The 22946-nt window shown below is 40.9% G+C and carries 18 protein-coding genes and 1 riboswitch; of the genes, 17 read left to right on the forward strand and 1 reads right to left on the reverse strand.

Going from position 1 to position 22946, the window contains the following annotated elements; all coding sequences use genetic code 11:
• Nucleotides 1-10: 10 nt before the first annotated feature.
• From MHH87_RS02595 to MHH87_RS02665, 15 genes are all read left to right on the forward strand, one after another.
• Nucleotides 11-721: an amino acid ABC transporter permease gene (locus MHH87_RS02595; protein WP_340747770.1), complete on the forward strand. Its 711-nt coding sequence runs from the start codon at nt 11-13 to the stop codon at nt 719-721.
• 12 nt (nt 722-733) lie between these two features.
• Nucleotides 734-1489, forward strand: a complete 756-nt coding sequence (locus tag MHH87_RS02600; protein ID WP_340747771.1) for an amino acid ABC transporter ATP-binding protein — start codon at nt 734-736, stop codon at nt 1487-1489.
• A 72-nt stretch (nt 1490-1561) separates the two neighbouring features.
• A riboswitch (cobalamin riboswitch) is annotated at nt 1562-1744 on the forward strand.
• 205 nt (nt 1745-1949) lie between these two features.
• Nucleotides 1950-2900 (forward strand): ABC transporter substrate-binding protein, encoded by a 951-nt coding sequence (locus MHH87_RS02605; protein WP_340747772.1) that lies wholly within the window; start codon nt 1950-1952, stop codon nt 2898-2900.
• The gene (locus tag MHH87_RS02610) at nt 2893-3888 is read left to right on the forward strand and encodes a FecCD family ABC transporter permease (protein ID WP_340747773.1); all 996 of its coding nucleotides are present in this window, start codon (nt 2893-2895) and stop codon (nt 3886-3888) included. Before MHH87_RS02605 ends, MHH87_RS02610 begins: the two co-directional genes overlap by 8 nt.
• 2 nt (nt 3889-3890) lie before the next feature.
• Complete coding sequence (locus tag MHH87_RS02615) at nt 3891-5351, forward strand: adenosylcobinamide amidohydrolase (RefSeq protein ID WP_340747774.1); 1461 nt, start codon at nt 3891-3893, stop codon at nt 5349-5351.
• 171 nt (nt 5352-5522) lie between these two features.
• Nucleotides 5523-6083: a cob(I)yrinic acid a,c-diamide adenosyltransferase gene (locus MHH87_RS02620; protein ID WP_340747775.1), complete on the forward strand. Its 561-nt coding sequence runs from the start codon at nt 5523-5525 to the stop codon at nt 6081-6083.
• A gap of 365 nt (nt 6084-6448) precedes the next feature.
• On the forward strand, nt 6449-8758 hold the full coding sequence (locus MHH87_RS02625) for a (Fe-S)-binding protein (protein ID WP_340747776.1): 2310 nt from the start codon (nt 6449-6451) through the stop codon (nt 8756-8758).
• A 304-nt stretch (nt 8759-9062) separates the two neighbouring features.
• A complete protein-coding gene (locus MHH87_RS02630) occupies nt 9063-10262 on the forward strand; it encodes an acetyl-CoA C-acetyltransferase (protein ID WP_340747777.1) in 1200 nt (399 codons plus the stop codon).
• A 5-nt stretch (nt 10263-10267) separates the two neighbouring features.
• Nucleotides 10268-11119: a 3-hydroxybutyryl-CoA dehydrogenase gene (locus MHH87_RS02635; RefSeq protein ID WP_340747778.1), complete on the forward strand. Its 852-nt coding sequence runs from the start codon at nt 10268-10270 to the stop codon at nt 11117-11119.
• A 12-nt stretch (nt 11120-11131) separates the two neighbouring features.
• Complete coding sequence (locus MHH87_RS02640) at nt 11132-12268, forward strand: acyl-CoA dehydrogenase (protein ID WP_340747779.1); 1137 nt, start codon at nt 11132-11134, stop codon at nt 12266-12268.
• A gap of 61 nt (nt 12269-12329) precedes the next feature.
• Nucleotides 12330-13466, forward strand: a complete 1137-nt coding sequence (locus MHH87_RS02645; protein WP_340747780.1) for an acyl-CoA dehydrogenase — start codon at nt 12330-12332, stop codon at nt 13464-13466.
• Between the two features lie 3 nt (nt 13467-13469).
• On the forward strand, nt 13470-14111 hold the full coding sequence (locus MHH87_RS02650; RefSeq protein WP_340747781.1) for a TetR/AcrR family transcriptional regulator: 642 nt from the start codon (nt 13470-13472) through the stop codon (nt 14109-14111).
• A gap of 125 nt (nt 14112-14236) precedes the next feature.
• Entirely contained in the window at nt 14237-17479 is a 3243-nt protein-coding gene (gene icmF, locus MHH87_RS02655) for a fused isobutyryl-CoA mutase/GTPase IcmF (protein ID WP_340747782.1), read from the forward strand.
• 424 nt (nt 17480-17903) lie between these two features.
• Nucleotides 17904-18476 carry a DNA-directed RNA polymerase subunit delta gene (gene rpoE / locus MHH87_RS02660; RefSeq protein ID WP_340747783.1) on the forward strand — a complete coding sequence of 191 codons (573 nt, stop codon included), beginning with the start codon at nt 17904-17906 and terminating at the stop codon, nt 18474-18476.
• Between the two features lie 539 nt (nt 18477-19015).
• Nucleotides 19016-20617, forward strand: a complete 1602-nt coding sequence (locus tag MHH87_RS02665) for a CTP synthase (protein WP_340747784.1) — start codon at nt 19016-19018, stop codon at nt 20615-20617.
• 293 nt (nt 20618-20910) lie between these two features.
• Here MHH87_RS02665 and MHH87_RS02670 read toward each other — a convergent pair whose 3' ends face one another.
• A complete protein-coding gene (locus tag MHH87_RS02670) occupies nt 20911-21447 on the reverse strand; it encodes a DUF2529 family protein (RefSeq protein ID WP_340747785.1) in 537 nt (178 codons plus the stop codon).
• Nucleotides 21448-21577: 130 nt separating this feature from the next.
• On the opposite strand from MHH87_RS02670, the gene MHH87_RS02675 reads away from it, so the two are divergent.
• Together MHH87_RS02675 and MHH87_RS02680 are read left to right on the forward strand one after the other, a co-directional pair.
• Nucleotides 21578-21937, forward strand: a complete 360-nt coding sequence (locus MHH87_RS02675) for a response regulator (RefSeq protein WP_340747786.1) — start codon at nt 21578-21580, stop codon at nt 21935-21937.
• A gap of 129 nt (nt 21938-22066) precedes the next feature.
• The gene (locus MHH87_RS02680) at nt 22067-22921 is read left to right on the forward strand and encodes a class II fructose-bisphosphate aldolase (protein ID WP_340747787.1); all 855 of its coding nucleotides are present in this window, start codon (nt 22067-22069) and stop codon (nt 22919-22921) included.
• Nucleotides 22922-22946 lie beyond the last annotated feature (25 nt).

Consider the following 22946-nt stretch of genomic DNA (forward strand, 5'->3'; position numbering starts at 1 on the left):
GGCGCACAACATGAATTTTATAAACTGGGATTTTTTAGTCAATACATTTTTTGTTGCATTAAGTGGTGTACCTGTTGCGCTCCTTGTAACAGTTGTGGCAATGGCTTTTGCTGTACCACTTGGATTTTTATTAGCACTGACACGAATTCATGAAATACCGGTACTGAATTTCTTTACAAAAATATATATTTCCTTTGTTCGTGGGACACCGGTTATTATTCAAATTTTCGTGCTGTATGCAAGTATACCGTTAATTTTAGATGGCATTTTCAAGAAATATAATATTGACTATGCGATTTATGATATTAATCCGCTTTGGTATGCGTTTATTATTTTCTCGTTCAATACAGCAGCGGTCTTAATCGAAGTATTCCGTTCTGCCTTACAAACGGTACATAAAGGCCAGCTAGAGGCGGCGCATTCTGTTGGTTTAACGACACCACAAGCGTACCGCCGCATCATTATCCCTCAAGCACTCGTAGCTGCGATGCCGAATTTATGTACAGCGACAATAAATTTAATCAAAGCGACGTCACTTGGATACGCGATTTCATTGCAGGAAATCACATTGAAAGCAAAAGTAGCGGCAAACTTTGGTTACAATTATTTAGAGGCATATATTGATATTTTTATTGTGTACTTAATTGTGTGTATGACGGTTGAATATTTATTTAAGTGGTACGAAAAACGTTTGAGTCGTTATAAATATGTAGGTGCATAAGGAGGAAGTCAAATGTTAGAAATTAAAAACATCCATAAATCATTTGGGAAAAACGAAATTTTAAAGGGTGTAGATTTAACGATTGATCAAGGAGATGTCGTCGTGATTTTAGGGCCGAGTGGTTCAGGCAAAACAACGCTTCTCCGCTGCATCAACTTTTTAGAACGCGCAGATGAAGGAACAGCAAATTTCGGTGAGATTCACGTCAATTTGAATGATGCGTCCAAGAAAGATGTGCTTGCGATTCGCAAAAAAACCGCTTTCGTATTCCAAAACTATAATTTATTTAATAATAAAACCGCACTTGATAATGTGGCAGAAGGGCTAATTATTGGACGCGGCATGAACAAAGAAGAGGCGTATAAAATTTCGCGTGAAGCATTAAATAAAGTAGGACTTTCGGAAAAATACGATTCGTATCCAAGTCAGCTTTCAGGTGGGCAGCAGCAACGTGTTGGGATTGCGCGCGCAGTTGCGTTGAATCCTGACATTATTTTATTTGATGAACCAACATCGGCGTTGGATCCGGAGCTTGTTGGGGAAGTGTTAGGTGTCATGAAGGATATTGCCAAAGAAGGAACGACAATGCTAGTCGTGACGCATGAAATGTCCTTTGCGCGTGATGTAGCAAATCGCATCATCTTTATGGATGGCGGGAACATAATAGAAGAAGGCTCACCACATGAAATTTTTGTGAAGCCGAAAGAAGATCGTACAAAACAATTCCTACGACGTGTTTTACCAGAAGAATTTGATTACCAAATTTAATTGTCAGAAAACTCTTGCGGATTATACGTACACTTTTTTCTGATTTCCGCTATAATAAATACTGTTACATAATTGGATAATCAAAGTAAAGGTTCTTGCCGCTGCGGTGGTAGGAAGTAAAAGGGAAGTCGGTGCAATTCCGATGCGGTCCCGCCACTGTAAATGCTAGTTTACTGTACAATGCCACTGTAAAGGGAAGGCGCAGTAAATGCTTGATGCATAAGCCAGGAGACCTGCCTTTACGTACACCAGTTGGACCTACGCGGATAGGAAGATGGCTTTTAACAGTGTTTTTTTGCGCGATTATTAGCTAGTCTCAGTCTCTCTGTCCATGGAGAGGCTTTTTTTTGTGGTTAAGTAAGTATGACTTTTTTTAACCATATAACAAAAGACACCATCTCGTCTTATTTTGGAGTGAGATGTGGTCATTCTATTGCGGCAAAAATTAGGAGGAATTACGATGAAGAAGTTTTGGCAATTAGGGTTAAGCGCAATATTAGCGGTATTGATGTTAGTTGGATGTAGCGGTGATACAGCAGAAGATTCCTTGCAAGTTGAAGAAACATCTGAAATAGAAGATGTAGCGCAAGCATTCCCAGTAACTGTAACTGATGCACAAGGGACCGACATAACGATTGAACAAGCACCAAAGAAAATTATTTCGTTAATCCCGTCGAATACAGAAATTTTATTTAGTTTAGGATTAGATGAACAAATTATTGGTGTGAATGACTATGATAATTTTCCAGAGGCAGTTACAGAGAAAGAGCGCGTTGGTGGTATAGAATTTAATTTAGAGCAAATTATTGCATTGCAACCAGACATCGTGTTCGCGCATGAATCAGGTTTATATGTAATGGGTGAAGGGATTGCACAGCTTGAAGCAGCAGGTGTAAAAGTATTTGTAGTGAAAGATGCTGTTGATTTTGATGAAACATATGAAACGATTGAGCAAATCGGTTTATTAACAGGTAAGTCACAGGAAGCGACAAAAATTATTGCGGATATTAAAACAAAGCTGACAAATATTGAAGAGAAGGTAGCTGGGCTAGAAGCTAAATCAGTGTTTGTTGTAGTAGGGACAGACCCGGATATTTATGCGGCGGGTACAGGTACGTTTATCGATGAAATGCTACAAATAATCGGTGTTAAAAATGCAGTGGAGACAGACGGTTGGCCGATGTATAGCTCAGAGCAATTTGTTGCAAGTAACCCAAATACAATTATTGTGACATATGAAAATGATATTGAATCAATTAACACAAATGAAGCCTATGCGATAATGGATGCGGTAAAAAACGGGAAGGTTATATTAGTTGATGGTGATACAACAAGCAGACAAGGTCCACGTTTAGCTGAAGGTGTCGAATCGATTGCGAAGGCAGTTTACCCAGAGGCTTTCGGTGAATAAAAAGTATTTCATCTCGTATAGTTGCTCCCTTGCTGTATTGCTGATGAGCATCTGGTTTGGAATTTCATTTGGGTCGGTTGATGTTCCGCTCTCAACGTTATGGGATAAGGAAACAGATCCGGTTGCCTACAGTATTTTATGGAAAATCCGTATGCCGCGAGTCGTACTATCCGTATTAGTCGGCGCATCACTTGCGATTGCAGGAGCAGCATTCCAAGGATTATTAAAAAACCCACTCGCTGATCCATATACATTAGGGATTTCATCAGGTGCATCAGTTGGAGCGGTCACAACAATCTTTTTTGGTATTTCAATACCGATTTTAGGCACCTTTACTTTACCAGTTTTCAGCATGATTGGAGCTGTTTTAACGATTGTTTGTGTGATGAGCTTTGCGCGTGTAGTGGATCGTACGATGAAAATGGAAACGCTAATTTTAACGGGGATCATTTTTAGTTCATTTTTAGGGTCGTGTATTTCGCTCATGGTCGCATTAACAGGTGAGCAACTGCGGGAAATTATAGGCTGGTTACTTGGAAGCGTGTCGATGCGCGGCTGGCCATATGTGAAAATGATTTTACCGTTCGTCATTATTGGGACGATTATTATTTGGTTTAATCGTCGTGAATTAAATGCGATGGTTTACGGTGAGGAACGTGCACAGTATTTAGGTGTTAACGTTAAACGGAGTAAATATATGATCTTAGCAGGTGGCTCGATGCTGACAGGAGCTTCCGTTGCTGTATCGGGAACAATCGGCTTCGTCGGCTTAGTTGTTCCTCATATGGTACGTATGATTTGTGGTGCGGATCATCGACATTTATTACTGCTGTCGTTACTCAATGGAGCGAGTTTACTCGTCATTTGTGATTTAGTATCACGTACAATTATTGCACCAACTGAGTTACCAATTGGTGTTATTACAGCATTTATCGGGGCTCCCGTATTTGCTTATATCTTTTTTAAACAGCGTACAAAGGGGGGCTAACATTGCTAAAGGTACAAAATATTTCAGGTGGCTATAGCTCAACCCCAATCATACACAATGTTTCGTTTGAAGTCGGAAAAGGGAAAGTGCTCGGTATATTAGGGCCAAATGGTAGTGGGAAATCAACGCTACTAAAAATTGTGAGTGGCATTATTACACCAACGACAGGCAATGTCTTCATTGATGGGCAAGAAATGCAAAGCTATTCAGTAAAGCAGCTTGCGAAGAAGATGGCAGTTTTACCACAGCTCCATGCGAATACATTTTCAAACTCTGTACGTGACGCGGTATCTCTTGGGCGTTATCCTCATCAAACAGGCTTTTTCTCAACGTGGTCCGAACAGGATGAGCAGGCTGTACAAACGGCAATGGAACAAACGGGTGTAACAAAATATGAACATACGTTTTTAGAGTTTTTGTCGGGAGGCGAGCAGCAGCGCGTGTTTATTGCACAGGCGCTAGCGCAAAATTCCTCTATATTATTATTAGATGAGCCAACGAATCATTTAGATATTGCCCATCAAAAGCAAATTCTCGATATGATTCGTAAAGAAGTAGTAGAATGTGGCTTAACGGTCGTGTCTATATTTCACGACATAAATTTAGCTTCTCTGTACTGTGATGAGCTTTTGTTAATGGAAAATGGGCAAGTGAAGGCGTTCGGCATGCCACATGAAGTGATTTTGCAGGAACAAATTGCCTCCGTATATGATGCACGTGTTGCTACATATCCACATCCGGAAATGCCAAAGCCTCAAATTACAATACTCCCAGCGAGTGAGCAGCAGCGAAAATTCGCTCATATTACAAAAGAAGACTTTATTATAACCAAAGATTATATTCAATTACTTGCCGACGCACCTTTAAAGGTTGTATCGTCAGCTGTACATAATGCAGGCATGGGCTGGTATGAAAATATTATAAATCGTTCCATTTCACCATACTATAATATTGAGCATGTTAAAGAGGAGACATTAGACTTTTTAAAGGCACGCAATTTTGCACCGACGAATACAGTTGTAATGATGACAGCTGTTTCAACAGAGACTGTTGCTCTTGGAACATTTAAAGGGCATAGCTGTGAGATTGTTGTTATGGTAACAGCTGGCGTTGGCAACGGAGTGGATGTGACTCGGACGTTTGAGCGCAATGATGAAGCTTATATTGGTACGATTAATACGTGGGTGATCATAAATGGGAAACTGTCCGATGAAGCGTTTTTCCAGGCGATGATTACTGCCACCGAAGCGAAAACAAAGGCGCTTTTACAGGAAAAGATTCAAGATCCCCATACTGGCACAATTGCAACCGGAACAGCGACGGATAGTTTACTCGTTGCAGCAACGCAAAGTGGTGAGGAAATGCCATATGCAGGTCCTATTACTGAAATTGGAAAGTTAATCGGCCGAGGTGTTTTTGAAACGACGGTACAGGCAATACAAAATTATAAGGCGAATAAATAAATATAACTGATTTAAAAAATTGGTCTTTACCAAATCATGTGCTTTACTAGAAAAGAAAGTGTACTACTTTATTAGCACATGGAACGGAAAGCGTCCGCCTGGAGTGGAATGTGCTATCACGTACAGATTTTGGTGTAGAGCCTAAAAAATAGATAGAAAAGGATGATGTACATGAAACTTTATACGAAAACGGGCGATACGGGAAAAACGAGCATTATTGGTGGACGTGTAGACAAAGACCATTTACGAGTAGAGGCTTACGGGACAATTGATGAATTAAATTCATTTATTGGCAAGGCAATTACTGAGTTAGACCAAACTATTTTTGCAGACGTAATAAAAGATTTAGTGACGATTCAACATGAATTATTTGATGGCGGCGGCGATTTAGCCAATGTGATGAAGGAACGCAAATACAAATTAACGGAAGCGCCGATTGACGTACTTGAGCAGCGTATTGATGTGCTGTCAGATGAGGCACCACCCCTGCAAAAATTCATTTTACCTGGCGGGTCACCTGCTGCTGCAACATTGCATATCGCCCGTACAATTGCGCGCCGTGCAGAACGTAAAACGGTAACTTTAATGAAGTCTGAAGAGGATTTACCAGTAGTAGTACAAAAATATTTAAATCGTTTATCGGATTATTTATTCGCTGCAGCACGCGTAGTAAATTTCCGCTTGAAAGTTGCAGATGTAGAATATGAACGCAGTGCAAATGTATTTAAATAAGCTTCCACAATAACAAAGGGCTAGGCAGAAGTGATGTTCACTTTTACCTAGCCCTTTCTAATGGGTAAAAAACTATTACTTTAATAACAACATAATAAAGGAATTCATCTCACCTTTTTTGGAACGGGCTATTTTTATCTGAAAATTTTATATAGCGATATATAAGAAAGCGCTGTTGCAAGTTAAAATTTTCTGAATTAACAATAAATACTGTTGACTGAATGCTCATTCATATTTACAATATATATTAATATGGAAAGATAGCTTATTTATAGGATGTTTATATTCACTTGCAATGAATGCAGAGAAACAGAGTTCATTCAAAGAGAATTGCAAGAATTGACGTTTCCAAAGGGGGAGAAAAGATGAGTACACTACTAATTGTGAACTGGGTGTTTTTCATTGCAGTATTACTGTACGGCGGGGGGTTATTTGTATACTTACTAAAAACACGATATGAATTCGTTATGCTGGGAAGAAAAGAAGAATTCGATTCGAAAATACAAGAACGTGTTGCCGATATCGTCGAAAAAGTTTTCGGACAGAAAAAGTTATTGAAGGATAAGAAAAGTGGGTTAATCCACGTCATGTTCTTTTATGGTTTCTTAATGGTTCAGTTAGGGGCGATTGATTTAATTTGGAAAGGGCTTGCACCTGAATCGCACTTACCATTAGGACCATTTTATGAATTCTTCACATTCTTTGAAGAAATCGTTGCATTAGTTATTTTAGTAGCGGTTGTTTGGGCATTCCACAGACGTTACGTTGAAAAACTAGTTCGCTTAAAACGTGGCTGGAAAAACGGCTTAGTCTTAATCTTTATTGGTGGTTTAATGGTTTCAACATTAATCGGAAACGGTATGGGTCTAATCTGGCATGGACATGGCTTTACTGGTTCGGAGCCAGTAGCATCGAGTATCGCTGCTATTTTTGGCTTCCTAACGCCAACTGCCGCAACTGTTGTTTTCTACATGATGTGGTGGGTGCATTTATTAATCCTTTTAACATTCTTAGTTTACGTACCACAATCAAAGCATTTCCACTTAATCGCAAGTATTGTCAACGTAGCATTCAACCGTTTAGATCGCAAAGGAACACTACGTCCAATCGACTTTACTGCACTTGAAGAGGCAGAAGACGAAGCGGATATGCCAGCACTAGGGGTAGGCAAAATTCAAGACTTCACACATAAGCAATTAATCGACCTTTACGCATGTGTTGAATGTGGTCGTTGTACAAATATGTGTCCAGCAACAGGTACAGGTAAAATGCTATCACCAATGGATTTAATCGTAAAATTACGTGACCATTTAACATTTACAGGTGCTGTTGTAACGAAACAAAAGCCTTGGGTACCTTTCTCATTCTTTGCGAAAACGCAAGGAAACCAGTTAGCGATGGCAGCTGGAGCTGAAGGTGCAGTAATCGAGGACGTTTATAGCCCATCATTAATCGGAGACATCATTACAGAAGAAGAAATCTGGGCTTGTACAACTTGCCGTAACTGTGAAGACCAATGTCCAGTAATGAATGAGCACGTGGATAAAATTATTGACCTTCGCCGTTATTTAACGATGACAGAAGGGAAAGTAAATCCAGATGCACAACGCGCGATGACAAATATCGAGCGTCAAGGAAATCCATGGGGTCTAAACCGTAAAGAAAAAGAAAACTGGCGTGACATTGATCCATCAATCTCTATTCCAACAGTGAAAGAACTGAAAAAATCAGGCGAAGAAATGGACTATTTATTCTGGGTCGGTTCAATGGGTGCGTTCGACAATCGTTCACAAAAAACTGCGCTTGCCTTTGCGAAACTGATGAACAAAGCAGGGGTGAAATTTGCGATTCTAGGTAATAAAGAGAAAAACTCTGGCGATACACCGCGTCGTCTAGGAAATGAATTCTTATTCCAAGAGTTAGCAACAGGCAATATCGACGAGTTTGAGAAAAACGGCGTAACAAAAATCGTTACAATCGATCCGCATGCATATAATATTTTTAAAAATGAATACCAAGATTTTGGCTGGAAAGGGGAAGTACTTCACCATACAGAGCTGCTATATGATTTAGTAAATGAAGGTCGCTTAACAATGGATTACCGTGTTGAGGAAACAATCGTCTTCCATGACTCATGTTACCTTGGTCGTTACAATGATGTATATGATCCACCGCGCGAGTTACTAAAAGGTATTCCAGGCGTGAAGCTTGTTGAAATGGAACGTAACCGCGAATCCGCTATGTGTTGTGGTGCAGGTGGTGGTTTAATGTGGATGGAAGAACATGTTGGAAACCGCATTAATGTTGCACGGACAGAGCAAGCATTAGCAACGGAAGCATCGGTTATTTCTTCAGGTTGTCCTTATTGCTTAACGATGCTACAAGATGGTACGAAAGCGAAGGAAGTCGAAGAGCAAATCGGTACGTACGATATCGCAGAGCTATTAGAGCGTGCTGTATTTGGTAATGGCTCACCTACGGAAGAGGAGGTCGCTGAGGAATTGGTTGAGGAAGTCACAGAAGTGTTAGCGGAAGCTGCAGTTGTTGCACAGGACGTTTCGGCTGGCGTACAAGAAACAAATGTGGATGCGAAACAAAAACAAGTCGCGGCTGAAGAAATTGTAGCTGAAACAATGGTAACTGAGCCAAAATCCGTAGAAGAACCTATTATTTAAGGGGAAAAAGAAAATTGTTGATTATATTCAAGTAATTAAATTGCGAAAATTTAAAATATTTTGTACAATTTCATTAACAAAGAAATGGGAGTTTACTAGACTCCCATTTTTCGTACGCTTTCATTGAGCGAGCGTTCAGTCGATTTTGAATTTCGTAAGAAAATAGTAACAATTTTTATATGTCTAGGCATTCGCGCGACATCCTCGAGGTCGCTTTAACTCCGCAAGCACACTTGTCAGGAGTCTCCAGCGCTTGTCGGGTGTAAACGGACGGGAATGCACTTTTCCTAAAGGGGTGGGATGATTGACAAAAACGGTGATTATAGACGGGGCAAGAACTGCTTTTGGAAAGTTTGGCGGCGCACTAGCAACATTAACAGCAAGTGATTTAGGTGGATTAGCGATCAAGGCTGCACTTGAAAAATCAAATGTTCCAGCAGAAACGATTGATGAAGTAATCATGGGAACAGTTTTGCAGGCAGGGCAAGGACAAATTCCTTCAAGACAAGCGGCGGCAAAAGCAGGTATTCCGTGGAGCGTAAAAACGGAAACAATCAATAAAGTATGCGCTTCGGGTATGCGAAGTGTCACACTTGCAGATCAGCTTATTCGTTTAGGGGACGAGGAAGTGGTAGTAGCAGGCGGCATGGAATCGATGTCGAATGCACCGTACTATTTGCCAAAGGGGCGTTTTGGTTTACGGATGGGTGATGCACAAATCGTTGACGGAATGGTTTATGACGGACTATCGTGCTCGTTTGATCCGAATCATGTACATATGGGCTCATACGGCAACTCGACAGCCGATGAATTTCATATTACGCGCGAGCAGCAAGATGCATGGGCTGTGCGTAGCCACGAACGTGCACTGCAAGCCATCCAAACAGGCAAGTTTGCCGAGGAAATTATACCGGTTGAAATACCTCAACGAAAAGGCGAGTCAGTTTCTGTAACTGAGGATGAAGCACCGCGAGTAGGCACAACCTTGCAAACGCTTGCAGGACTAAAATCAGCGTTTAGTAAAGAAGGTACAATTACAGCGGGCAACGCACCTGGGATTAATGACGGCGCTTGTGCACTGGTACTCATGAGTGAGGAGCGCGCGGCAAAGGAAAATCGCACACCACTTGCGATGATTATAGGGCATGCAGAAATTGCGATAGAGCCAAAAGATTTCCCGCAAACGCCAGGGTTAGTAATTAATACACTACTCGAAAAAACAGGGAAATTACTACCGGATATTGACTTAATTGAAATAAACGAAGCATTTGCAGCCGTAGCACTTGTGAGCAATCAACTAGCTGGACTCGACCCAGAAAAAGTGAATGTTAACGGTGGAGCAGTAGCGCTAGGCCATCCAATTGGGGCGAGCGGGGCACGAATTATTTTAACGCTTGCTTACGAATTAAAAAGACGTGGTGGTGGTCTTGGTATTGCGGCGATTTGCTCAGGTGGCGGTCAAGGGGATGCCGTGTTAATCGAAGTACCAAAACAGGGGGAGTAAGAGAAATGACAATTCAAACGGTAATGGTAATTGGTGCTGGGCAAATGGGGTCTGGCATCGCACAAGTTTATGCACAAGCAGGCTTTAACGTTGTATTGAATGATATGAAGCAGGAATTTCTCGAACGCGGCTTAGGTGTTATTTCAAAAAACTTAACGCGCGATGTGGAAAAGGGACGTAAAACTGAAGATGACAAACTAGCGATTTTAGAACGCATTTCGTTGTCATTAGCGCTTCGAGATGCAGCAAATGCGGACATTATTATTGAAGCCGCTGTTGAAAACATGGATATTAAGCAGTCTATCTTCAAACAGTTAGATGACATTGCACCTGCACACGCAATTTTAGCAACGAATACATCGAGCTTACCAATTACAGAAATTGCGGCAGTGACAAAACGTCCAGCCCAAGTAATTGGCATGCACTTTATGAATCCCGTTCCTGTTATGAAGCTCGTTGAAATTATTCGCGGCCTTGCGACAACGGATGAAGTTTATAAAGCGGTAGAACATATGACACGCAAGCTAGATAAAACACCGGTTGAAGTAAATGACTTTCCAGGCTTTGTTTCGAACCGTATTTTACTGCCGATGATCAATGAAGCGATTTACACGCTGTATGAAGGTGTGGCATCAAAAGAAGCAATTGATGATGTGATGAAGTTGGGGATGAATCATCCCATGGGCCCACTAACACTTGCGGATTTCATCGGCTTAGATACGTGTTTATCGATTATGGAAATCTTGCATGAAGGTTTGGGCGATAGTAAATACCGCCCGTGTCCGTTACTTCGCAAATATGTGGCAGCTGGCTGGTTAGGTAAAAAATCAGGACGCGGCTTCTACGTTTACGAATAGGGGGCGATTGATGTGCATTTACAGTTTACAGCCGAGCAATTAATGCTGCGTACGATGGTGCGAGATTTTGCAAAAGCAGAAATAGAACCATTCATCCCCCAAATGGAAGTGGGTGCTTTCCCAAAGGACATTGTCACGAAAATGGGCGAACTCGGTTTAATGGGCATTACAGCACCAGTATCTTTAGGTGGAGCTGACATGGATTTTACTTCGTATATTATTGCAATCCATGAATTATCAAAGGTTAGTGCCGTCATGGGGGTCATTTTATCCGTACACACTTCAGTAGGTACCAATCCAATTTTGTATTTCGGCAGTGATGCGCAGAAGAAAAAATATGTGCCGAAGCTTGCTAGGGGTGAATATTTAGGTGCATTTTGCTTAACGGAACCAGCTGCGGGCAGTGATGCAGGCTCATTAAAAACACGTGCCGTCAAAAAAGGGGATCATTACGTATTAAACGGCTCTAAAGTGTTTATTACAAATGGCGGTGAGGCAGATGTGTATATCGTTTTTGCTTCCACAAATCCAGACAATCGCTCACATGGTATTTCGGCGTTTATCGTTGAAAAAGAGACACCTGGATTCATCGTTGGCAAAGATGAGCGCAAAATGGGCTTACACGGCTCGCGCACCGTTCAGCTGACTTTTGAAAATATGATTGTACCAACCGAGAATCTACTTGGCGAAGAAGGTGAAGGCTTTAAAATTGCACTCGCTAATTTAGATGTCGGTCGGATTGGCATTGCTGCACAAAGTCTTGGTATTGCCGAAGCAGCACTTGAAGCGGCAACGGATTATGCAAAACAGCGCGTCCAGTTTGGAAAACCGATTGCCGAGCAGCAGGGGGTGGGGTTTAAGCTGGCAGATATGGCAACAAGTATTGAAGCGGCAAAACTACTCGTTTACCGGGCAGCCGACCTTCGTGCACAAGGACTCCCGTGCGGCAAAGAAGCGGCGATGGCTAAGTTATTTGCTTCAAAAACGGCCGTGCAAACCGCTATTGACGCGGTACAAATTTTCGGTGGCTATGGCTACACAGAGGACTATCCCGTCGAGCGTTATTTCCGTGATGCGAAAGTGACGGAAATTTACGAGGGCACAAGTGAAATTCAACGCATTGTCATTAGTAAGCATTTACTAAGCTAGTTTTATTCGACATTCTACCGTCTTACAAATATAGATTCATAAAACAAAGGGGAATTTGACAATGAACTTTCAACTATCAGATGAGCATGAGCAATTACGTGAAATGATTCGTGATTTTGCACTAAATGAAGTAGCGCCAACAGCAGAAGAACGCGATGAAAATGAACATTTCGACCGCGCGATTTTTGATAAAATGGCGGAGCTGGGTTTAACAGGTATTCCGTGGCCAGAAGAGTACGGCGGCGCAGGCTTTGATTATCTTGCATACTGTATAGCGGTGGAAGAATTATCCCGCGTATGTGCATCTACAGGGGTAACGTTATCAGCCCATACATCACTTGCAGGTTGGCCGATTTATAAATACGGTAATGAAGAGCAAAAACAAAAATATCTTCGTCCTATGGCAGAAGGTAAAAAAATTGGTGCTTACGGCTTAACAGAGCCAGGTGCAGGTTCTGATGCTGGCGGCATGCGCACATATGCAGTAAAAGACGGTGACGACTATGTACTTAACGGCTCGAAAATTTTCATCACAAACGGTGGGGTTGCGGATATTTATGTTGTGTTCGCAGTAACAAATCCGGAAGCGAAAAACCGCACATCAGCATTTATTGTAGAAGCGTCTTCACCAGGTTTCTCAGTAGGAAAGAAAGAGAGAAAGCTAGGGATTCGTTCATCACCAACAACGGAAATTATTTTCGATAACTGTCGCGTACCAAAAGAAAACTTACTTGGCGAAGAAGGCGAAGGATTTAAAATCGCAATGAAAACACTTGATGGTGGTCGTAATGGAATTGCTGCGCAAGCAGTAGGTATTGCCCAAGGTGCATTAGATGCAGCGGTTGACTATGCAAAAGACCGCGTACAATTCGGTAAACCAATCGCAGCAAATCAAGGTGTATCATTCAAATTAGCAGATATGGCAACTCAAATTGAGGCCGCGCGCCTACTCACATATCAAGCAGCTTGGTTAGAATCAAATGATCTACCATACGGCAAAGCGTCTGCAATGGCAAAATTAATGGCTGGAGATACAGCGATGAGTGTAACAACTGAAGCGGTGCAAGTATTCGGTGGTTACGGTTATACAAAGGATTATCCGGTAGAACGCTATATGCGCGATGCCAAAATCACACAAATTTATGAAGGTACACAAGAAATACAACGCCTAGTTATTTCGCGTATGCTGACGCAATAATGTATGCCGAACAATAGGGATAGGCTACGGGTTGAAACGTCAGTAAAAGATGAAAGTCTCATAGAGGTGCGTCGACAGCAAATTGTACGTGCTAGCGTTAAGTTATTTAAAGAAAAAGGCTTTCACCGTACGACAACACGAGAAATTGCCAAAGCGGCCGGGTTTAGTATCGGGACTTTGTACGAGTATATTCGTACGAAGGAAGACGTACTGTATTTAGTGTGTGATAGCATATTTAATGAAGTAATGAAGCGCTTATCAAACTTCCCGAAGAGTTCCGGTACAAAGGAAGATCTAACGGAAGCAATCAGGCAATATTTCCTGCTCATTGACAGTATGTTCGATGAATTTACAATTATGTACCAGGAAACGAAGTCATTGCCAAAAGATGCAATGCATTATGTACTCGACAAAGAGCTCGAAATGGTCGCTATTTTTGAGACAATTTTACGTGGTTGTGTGAAATCAGGAGAAATTCAGTTGACAGAGGAAGCCGTTTATTTAGCAGCGAACCATTTAGTTGTACAAGGTCAAAGTTGGGCATTCCGTAAATGGGCCATTCAAAAACATTATACAATTGAACAATATATTGAATTGCAAACAACGATGTTTTTACAAGGCATTATCCATTTTCAAAATGAATGATTCGCACGCCGCATATAGCAACCGTTTAAAACGATGCTTTACGCGGTGTTTTCTTATTATTTTAGGATAATAAAAAACTTCAGGGTGTTATGTCAAAATTAGATAGTTAAAAGGGGAATGTTCATATGACAAAGGTTGAAGTGTATCGTCCAAAAAATTACGTTCGATTTGTCACGGCATCTAGTTTATTTGACGGTCATGATGCATCGATTAATATTATGCGCCGGATTTTACAGGCAAGTGGAGTGGAGGTTATTCATTTAGGGCATAATCGCTCTGTAGAAGAGGTTGTCAATGCAGCCATTCAAGAAGATGCGCAAGGGATTGCCATTTCCTCTTATCAAGGGGGGCATATGGAGTATTTTAAATATATGCATGATCTACTGAAAGAAAAAGGTGCCCCTCATATTAAAATTTACGGCGGTGGAGGTGGAGTAATCTTACCGCGTGAAATAAAAGAGCTGCATGATTATGGGGTTGCAGGTATTTACTCGCCAGAAGATGGGCGCCAACTTGGACTACAAGGGATGATTAATAAAAATATTGAAGGAACGGATTTTTCAACGCTACGTGGTGGATACATCGAACTGCTGGAGCAGCTTACAACAGACACGCCTGAAATTTTAGCGAATTTAATTACAGCAGCTGAGGCTGGAGAATTAGACGTAAAACAACAACTAATTGAATCAGCGCGCTCAAAATCAAAAAATACACCGGTGCTCGGCGTTACAGGAACAGGTGGCGCAGGAAAATCCTCGTTAACAGATGAGCTCATTCGTCGTTTTTTACAGGAATTCCCGGACAAGAGAATTGCGATTTTATCAGTAGATCCGACGAAACAAAAAACGGGCGGGGCGCTACTTGGTGACCGTATTCGCATGAATGCCATTTTTGATCAACGTATATATATGAGAAGTTTGGCGACACGTGGCTCTCGTACGGAATTGTCTGCGTCTATTGGGGACGTGCTTGATGTTGTAAAAGTAGCTGGTTTTGATTTAATCTTAGTAGAAACGAGCGGGATTGGGCAAGGAGACGCTGAAATTACAAACTACACGGACCTTTCCATGTACGTGATGACGAGTGAATTCGGTGCGCCGACACAGCTTGAAAAAATCGACATGATTGATTATGCAGATCTTATTGCGATTAATAAATTCGAACGAAAAGGCTCTGAGGATGCGCTACGCCAAGTACAAAAGCAGTACCAGCGTTCACATGAATTATGGAATGAACAACTGGATACAATGCCAGTTTACGGGACAATCGCGAGTCAATTTAATGACAAAGGAACGAATGCACTTTTTGCCGCACTTGTGGCGAAAATTAATGAAAAGTTCGGCTTTAACTGGAAAACAGCTTACGAGCAGTTTGCGAAAACGCAAAAGCAGGACGTGATCATTCCAAATGACCGCCGTTATTATTTACGTGAGATTACGGAAACTGTGCGCGGCTATCATAAAAAAGCACAAGATCAAGCAATGCTTGCGACCAAACTGTATCAGCTAGAAGGTACGAAGAGGATGCTTCAGCTTTCTGAAACGGCTCTTCTAGCATCAATTGATTCCCTTATAGAAAGTGTACAGCAAGAACTATCGGCTGAGTCGAAGCAGGTTTTAGCGAACTGGAATGCACTAAAAGAAGCGTATGCAGGAGACGAACTTGTAACGAAAGTTCGTGATAAGGAGATTCGTACAATTTTAACGTCAACGTCTTTATCGGGTATAAAAATTCCAAAAGTCGCTCTCCCAAAATTTAAAGATTACGGTGAAATTTTGCGCTGGGTATACGCAGAAAATGTACCGGGGGAGTTCCCTTATACGGCAGGTGTATTTCCGTTTAAGCGTGAGGGTGAGGATCCAAAGCGCCAATTTGCAGGAGAGGGAACACCAGAACGAACGAATAAACGCTTCCATTATTTATCAAAGGATGATGATGCGAAACGTTTATCTACAGCGTTTGACTCGGTAACTCTATACGGTGAGGACCCACATACACGTCCGGATATTTACGGCAAGGTTGGGGAATCTGGCGTTAGCATTTGTACGCTGACTGATATGAAAAAGCTTTATGATGGCTTTGATTTATGTGCGCCATCCACGTCGGTTTCCATGACAATTAACGGCCCAGCGCCAATTATTTTAGCGATGTTTATGAACACAGCAATTGATCAGCAAGTTCGTCTACGTGAGGAACAGCTGAATCGCAACTTAACTATAGAGGAATTTACAGAAACACGCGAAAAAACACTTCAAGTCGTGCGCGGTACAGTTCAGGCAGATATTTTAAAAGAAGATCAAGGGCAAAATACGTGTATTTTCTCCACAGAATTTGCGCTACGCATGATGGGCGATATTCAGCAGTATTTCATTGATCACAAGGTGCGAAATTATTATTCTGTATCCATTTCGGGGTATCATATTGCTGAAGCAGGTGCAAATCCGATTTCACAGCTTGCCTTTACGCTTGCAAATGGCTTTACGTATGTAGAGTACTATTTAAGCCGCGGAATGCATATTGATGACTTTGCGCCAAACCTGAGCTTTTTCTTCTCGAACGGCCTTGATCCTGAGTACACAGTTATCGGGCGTGTTGCTCGCCGCATCTGGTCGGTTGTGATGCGGAATAAATACGGAGCGAATGAGCGTTCCCAAAAGTTGAAATATCATGTACAAACGTCTGGACGTAGCTTGCACGCTCAGGAAATTGATTTCAATGATATTCGCACAACACTTCAGGCACTTATGGCGCTTCATGATAATTGTAATTCGCTTCATACAAATGCATACGATGAGGCGATTACAACACCGACAGAGGAATCTGTCCGTCGTGCAATGGCGATTCAAATGATTATTACAAAGGAACATGGTCTTACAAAAAATGAAAATCCGCTACAAGGTGCTTTCATCAATGAAGAGCTGACAGATTTAGTAGAAGCTGCTGTTTTAGAGGAGTTTGACCGCATTAATGATCGTGGCGGTGTGCTCGGAGCGATGGAAACACAGTACCAGCGTGGTAAAATCCAAGAAGAATCGATGTACTATGAACATTTAAAGCATTCAGGGGAACTTCCGATTATTGGAGTAAACACGTATTTAAATCCGAACCCACCATCTGCTACTGATATTGATAACATGGAAATTGCGCGTGCTTCAAAAGAAGAAAAGGAACTACAAATCGCAAATTTACAGGAGTTCCAAGCGGGTCATATAACAGTCAGTGAACAGGCATTAGCAAAATTGAAGGAAGTGGCTGTTTCAGGAGGAAATATTTTCGAGCAATTAATGGAGACAGTAAAAGTAGCGAGTCTAGGTCAAATTACACATGCGTTATATGAAGTGGGCGGTCAGTATCGACGTAATATGTAATCGAGTATAGAAAAAGAACAATAGCTATGTTATCAATTTTACTCATTCCATCTACTTAAATAGTTAATTTCTCTAATTTAATTAGACTTTTGAGAAATCATGAAAAAATCGTCATAAATTTACAACCGTGTCACTGAAATTTCGTTATACTGAATGTACCAAAAAGGGAGGAGTCCAGGCGATGACGCAATATTTACGTTATATTATAATACTAGCTTGTTTAGTCGCAACCTTCTTTTTATACAACAAGCAATTAGCATCCATTCCTCTTCTTATTTTGTCACTATTTTTGTTTTATATGGGTATTAAAGAAGTATCCAAATTAAAAAACAAGAAATGAAGCTAGCATAGTGGTAGAATCTTTGTATATAATGGGTATTATGCTTATGGTATGACATGTATTTAAAGAAAGGACGTGCACGATTTGAACTTTCGTGATATGACAAAAGAACAACTAGCAGAAGAGTCGTTAATCGACTTAGCATACGCAATTTTAGAAGACAAGAAGATGGCCTTACCACTGAATGATTTATTAAAGGAAATCCAAGACTTAAATGGGATGTCTGATGCCTATTTAAAGAGTCGCTTACTACAATTTTATACTGATTTAAACGTAGAAGGCCGTTTCCTACTGAACCATGAGAATGGCTGGGGACTTCGTGAGTGGTACAAAGTAGAAACAATCGAAGAAGAAACAGCGCCGACAGTAAAAATCCGTAAGAAAAAATCAAAAGCTGCTGTTGACGAAGACGAAGAGTTAGTAGACCTTGACGAGGACGACGTAGTATTTGAAGAAGACTTCGATGAATTCGCCGAAGAAGAAGAGGAAGAAGAAATCGAAGAAGATGTACTAGACTTCGTTGAGGAAGAAATCGAAGATCTAGATGCTGAAATTGATGAAGAGTTAATCGTTGAAGATGATGGCTTTATTATTGAAGGCGAAGAGGAAGAAGAAGAAGAAGAAGAAGAGGAAGAAGAATTGGAAGAGGAAAAATAAGACACTTTTCATTTTTAACATGAAAATACTTGACTTCTTTTTGCGTTCCGTATAATCTTTTACTTGGGCTCCTTTAAACAGGAGAATGACCGTATAAACTATACGCTCCCCCTGCAAACTAATGCAGGTGGAGCGTTTTTTGTTTTTATAAAAGGAAAGTAAGTAGAGAATAGAATCTTTTTAGCAGATAGGAAAATATAAAGATTTTAGGCTATTTGCATAACAATGGTCACCATCTGGATTTCTTTTTTGGTCGAGATGTGTCTTTGTAAGCTTCGAATTCATTACGTTTGAGCATATTAACTGTGTAAAACGTATTAGTTCTCAAGCTTTTCTTTTTTTAGTGGATAAGAAGGGATAATTTTCATATTCACATAAGAACGGACATCATCTCGTCCTATTTGGGTAGATAAGAATGTATACCTTTCCTATCTACATCTGTAAGCACATCATCTCTCCCTATATTGAGCGAGATGTGTCTTTCTAAGGACGAACGATGTCTTTCTAAAAGCAAGGATAGTAATAAGGAGGAATTTGCAATGACAAAGTATATTTTCGTAACAGGTGGAGTTGTATCTTCACTTGGTAAAGGGATTGTCGCAGCATCACTAGGGCGCTTACTGAAAAACCGTGGTCTGCAAGTAACAATCCAAAAATTTGATCCATATCTTAATATCGATCCAGGTACGATGAGTCCATACCAACATGGTGAAGTATTCGTAACAAATGACGGCGCAGAGGCGGACTTAGACTTAGGTCACTACGAGCGTTTCATCGATATTAACCTTGGTAAACACTCAACAGTAACATCGGGTCGCGTGTACCAATCTGTTTTACAAAAAGAACGTCGTGGCGATTACAACGGCGGCACAGTTCAAGTAATTCCTCATATTACGAACGAAATTAAAGACCGAATCCAACGTGCTGGCCGTGAAACTTCAGCAGATGTTGTTATTACAGAAGTTGGCGGAACTGTAGGGGATATCGAATCACTACCATTCCTAGAAGCAATTCGTCAAATGAAAACAAACCTAGGCCACAACAACGTAATGTACGTTCACTGTACATTAATTCCATACATCAAAGCTGCTGGTGAGATGAAAACAAAACCAACGCAACACTCTGTAAAAGAATTACGTTCACTAGGTATCCAACCTAACATTATCGTGGTACGTACGGAACAAGCCGTTTCTCAAGAAATGAAAGAGAAATTAGCATTATTCTGTGACGTTCAACCACATGAAATCATCGAATCTCGTGATGCAGAGCACTTATATGAAGTACCACTTAACTTACATGCGCAAGACTTCGACGATATTGTCCTTGATCACTTTGGCATCGAAGCACCAGAAGCGGATATGACGGACTGGAAAGAGCTTGTAGATCAAGTTAAAAACCTTAAAAACAAAACACGTATTGCCCTTGTTGGTAAATATGTCGAATTACAAGATGCCTACATTTCAGTGGCAGAAGCATTAAAACACGCTGGTTATGTATACGATTCTGAAATCGATATTAAATGGGTAAATGCAGAAGAAGTTACCACTGCAAATGTCGCGGAATTACTTGGCGATGTAGATGGCATCTTAGTACCAGGTGGCTTCGGTGATCGCGGTGTTGAAGGTAAAATTTTAGCTACTCAATATGCACGTGAAAACGACGTACCATTCTTTGGTATTTGTTTAGGTATGCAACTTGCAACAATTGAATTTGCACGTAACGTAATGGGTCTTTCAGGCGCGCATTCTACAGAGCTAGACAAAGAAACGCCATACCCTATCATCGACTTCTTACCAGATCAATCAGATGATATTGATCTCGGTGGTACATTACGTCTTGGTTTATATCCATGTAAATTAACACCAGGTTCTCGCGCAATGGAAGCTTACGGTGAAGAGTTAGTGTATGAACGTCACCGTCACCGTTACGAGTTCAACAATGAATTCCGTGAAGCAGCGGAAGCAGCAGGTCTTGTCTTCTCAGGTGTATCTCCTGATAACAAACTTGTTGAAATCATTGAACTTCCAGAGAAAAAATTCTTCGTGGCTGGTCAATTCCACCCAGAGTTAATTTCTCGTCCACAACGTCCACAACCATTATTTAAGGAATTTGTAGGCGCAGCATTTAACAACCAAAAATAATTAACTTGAAATCGCTGAAAGCTCTGTGCTTTTAGCGGTTTTTTGTTGTGTGAACGAACTAAAAGGAGTCGCGAACGAACTAAAGGAGCGGCTGAACGCACTAAAAGGGTCCGCGAACGAACTAAAGGAGCGGCTGAACGCACTAAAACTAGGGGAACGCACTAAAACTTGTCGTGAACGAACTAAACGAGGCCGCCAACGAACCAAAACGGCCACTAAACGCACTAAATGCCACCACTGAACTCACAAAAAAAATCCACTATACTAAAGCACAGTGGATTACATTCTCTCAACTATTCTTCTAACTCATCATCGTTGGTCATTTCATCATAAGAAAGCTTGATCGCCTCATAGATGAATAATGCAGCGATTAAATGCGGGAAGACAATGCGTTCACCTAAATTTGTTGGATGGGGTAAAATTCCACCGCGCATTTTCATTGAAACGTACGTATAAGCGAGTTCACTCAATTCATTCGATTCACTTGCAACCTCACTAGCTACAGCTGAAAAAGGAATGAACGCATCATTTAGCTTTTTAGCAAGTGCGACAGCCTGTGAATCATTGCCGCTGCGTGTGAAAATAATAACACGGTCAGCTGATAGTAATTCTGTTTCGGGTGTCCATTTTGCAAATTTCACAAAAGGTTCCGCGCTCGTTACGGCATTCATTGCAATGCCTTCGAATTCGCCGAAGCAGGCAAAATAAACATAACCTTGTCCGATGCCGGCCTGTGCTAGCAGGCGAGCAGTTTCTTCAATTGATTCTTCCTCACCTTGCTGGATACGTTGCAATAAACCAGTCAATTGAGTCGTTAGTATTTTAGACATATTTCCACCTCTCACTTAGTATAAAATTGTGAGTAATAAAAAGCAAAAAAGCAGAATTTGTAAAAAAGAAGGGAAATGTAATAAAGTGTAGAATACAATATTTACTGACAATAAAAGAGGGGAATGCTAAGTGAAAGAAATTTTAATAGTGGACGATCAAAGTGGTATTCGACTATTGCTTAATGAAGTATTTAAAAAAGAAGGCTATAAAACACATCTTGCTGCAAATGGTTTAGATGCACTTAAAATAGCACAAGCAGAAAATGTTGATTGTGTGCTTCTCGATATGAAAATCCCAGGAATGGACGGGATTGAAATTTTGAAGCATCTAAAGGAACACCAATCGCAATTGCCAGTCGTGATGATGACTGCTTATGGGGAGCAGGATATTATGGAGGAAGCAATTAGTCTAGGAGCGGAGCGCTATTTTACAAAGCCATTTAATATTTTTGAAGTGCGCGACGCAGTGAGGGGGATTTTAACAGATTAATCCAAAAAGGACCGAAAATATATTATGAACAACCGTACAGGCAGTAGCGGATACTGCCTGTTTTTGTTATGATGAATTTGAATGTTTTAAATAAAAAATATTTATGTATCTCCGAGGAGGATTTTTATAATGGCATTAGTTTCAATGAAAGAAATGTTAATGACAGCAAAGGCTGAAGGGTATGCAGTTGGACAGTTTAATATTAATAATCTTGAATGGACACAAGCGATTCTACAAGCCGCACAAGAAGAGAATTCACCAGTAATTTTAGGTGTATCTGAAGGTGCCGCTAAATATATGGGCGGTTTCATTTCAGTTGTACACATCGTAAAAGGCTTAATTGAAAGCTATAATATTACTGTACCCGTAGCAATCCATTTAGACCACGGTTCAAGCTTCGATAAATGTAAAGAAGCAATTGACGCTGGTTTCACTTCAGTAATGATTGATGCTTCACATCATCCATATGAAGAAAATGTAAGCATTACAAAAGAAGTTGTAGCATATGCACATGCGCGTAACGTTTCTGTTGAAGCAGAGCTAGGTACTGTTGGTGGCGAGGAAGACGGCGTAATCGGTGGTATTATGTATGCTGACCCTACGGAGTGCAAAAACTTAGTAGAAGCAACGGGTATTGATTGCCTAGCGCCGGCACTTGGTTCAGTTCATGGACCATATAAAGGCGAGCCGAACCTAGGTTTTGCTGAAATGGAAGAAATCTCTAAATTAGCAGAACTTCCATTAGTACTTCATGGAGGCACTGGAATCCCAACGAAAGATATCCAACGATCAATTTCGTTAGGAACAGCAAAAATTAATGTAAATACTGAAAATCAAATCGAAGCAACTAAAGTCATTCGTGAAATTTTAGACGCAGACAAAAAAGTATATGACCCACGCAAATTCCTTGGGCCAGCTCGCGAAGCAATTAAAGCAACTGTAATCGGTAAAATGCGCGAATTCGGCAGCTCTCAAAAAGCATAATTTCCGTAAGTAGCAAACACATACT

Origin of the sequence: Solibacillus sp. FSL H8-0538 (genome assembly GCF_038003525.1) — a bacterium.
Classification (GTDB): Bacteria; Bacillota; Bacilli; order Bacillales_A; family Planococcaceae; genus JBBOPI01.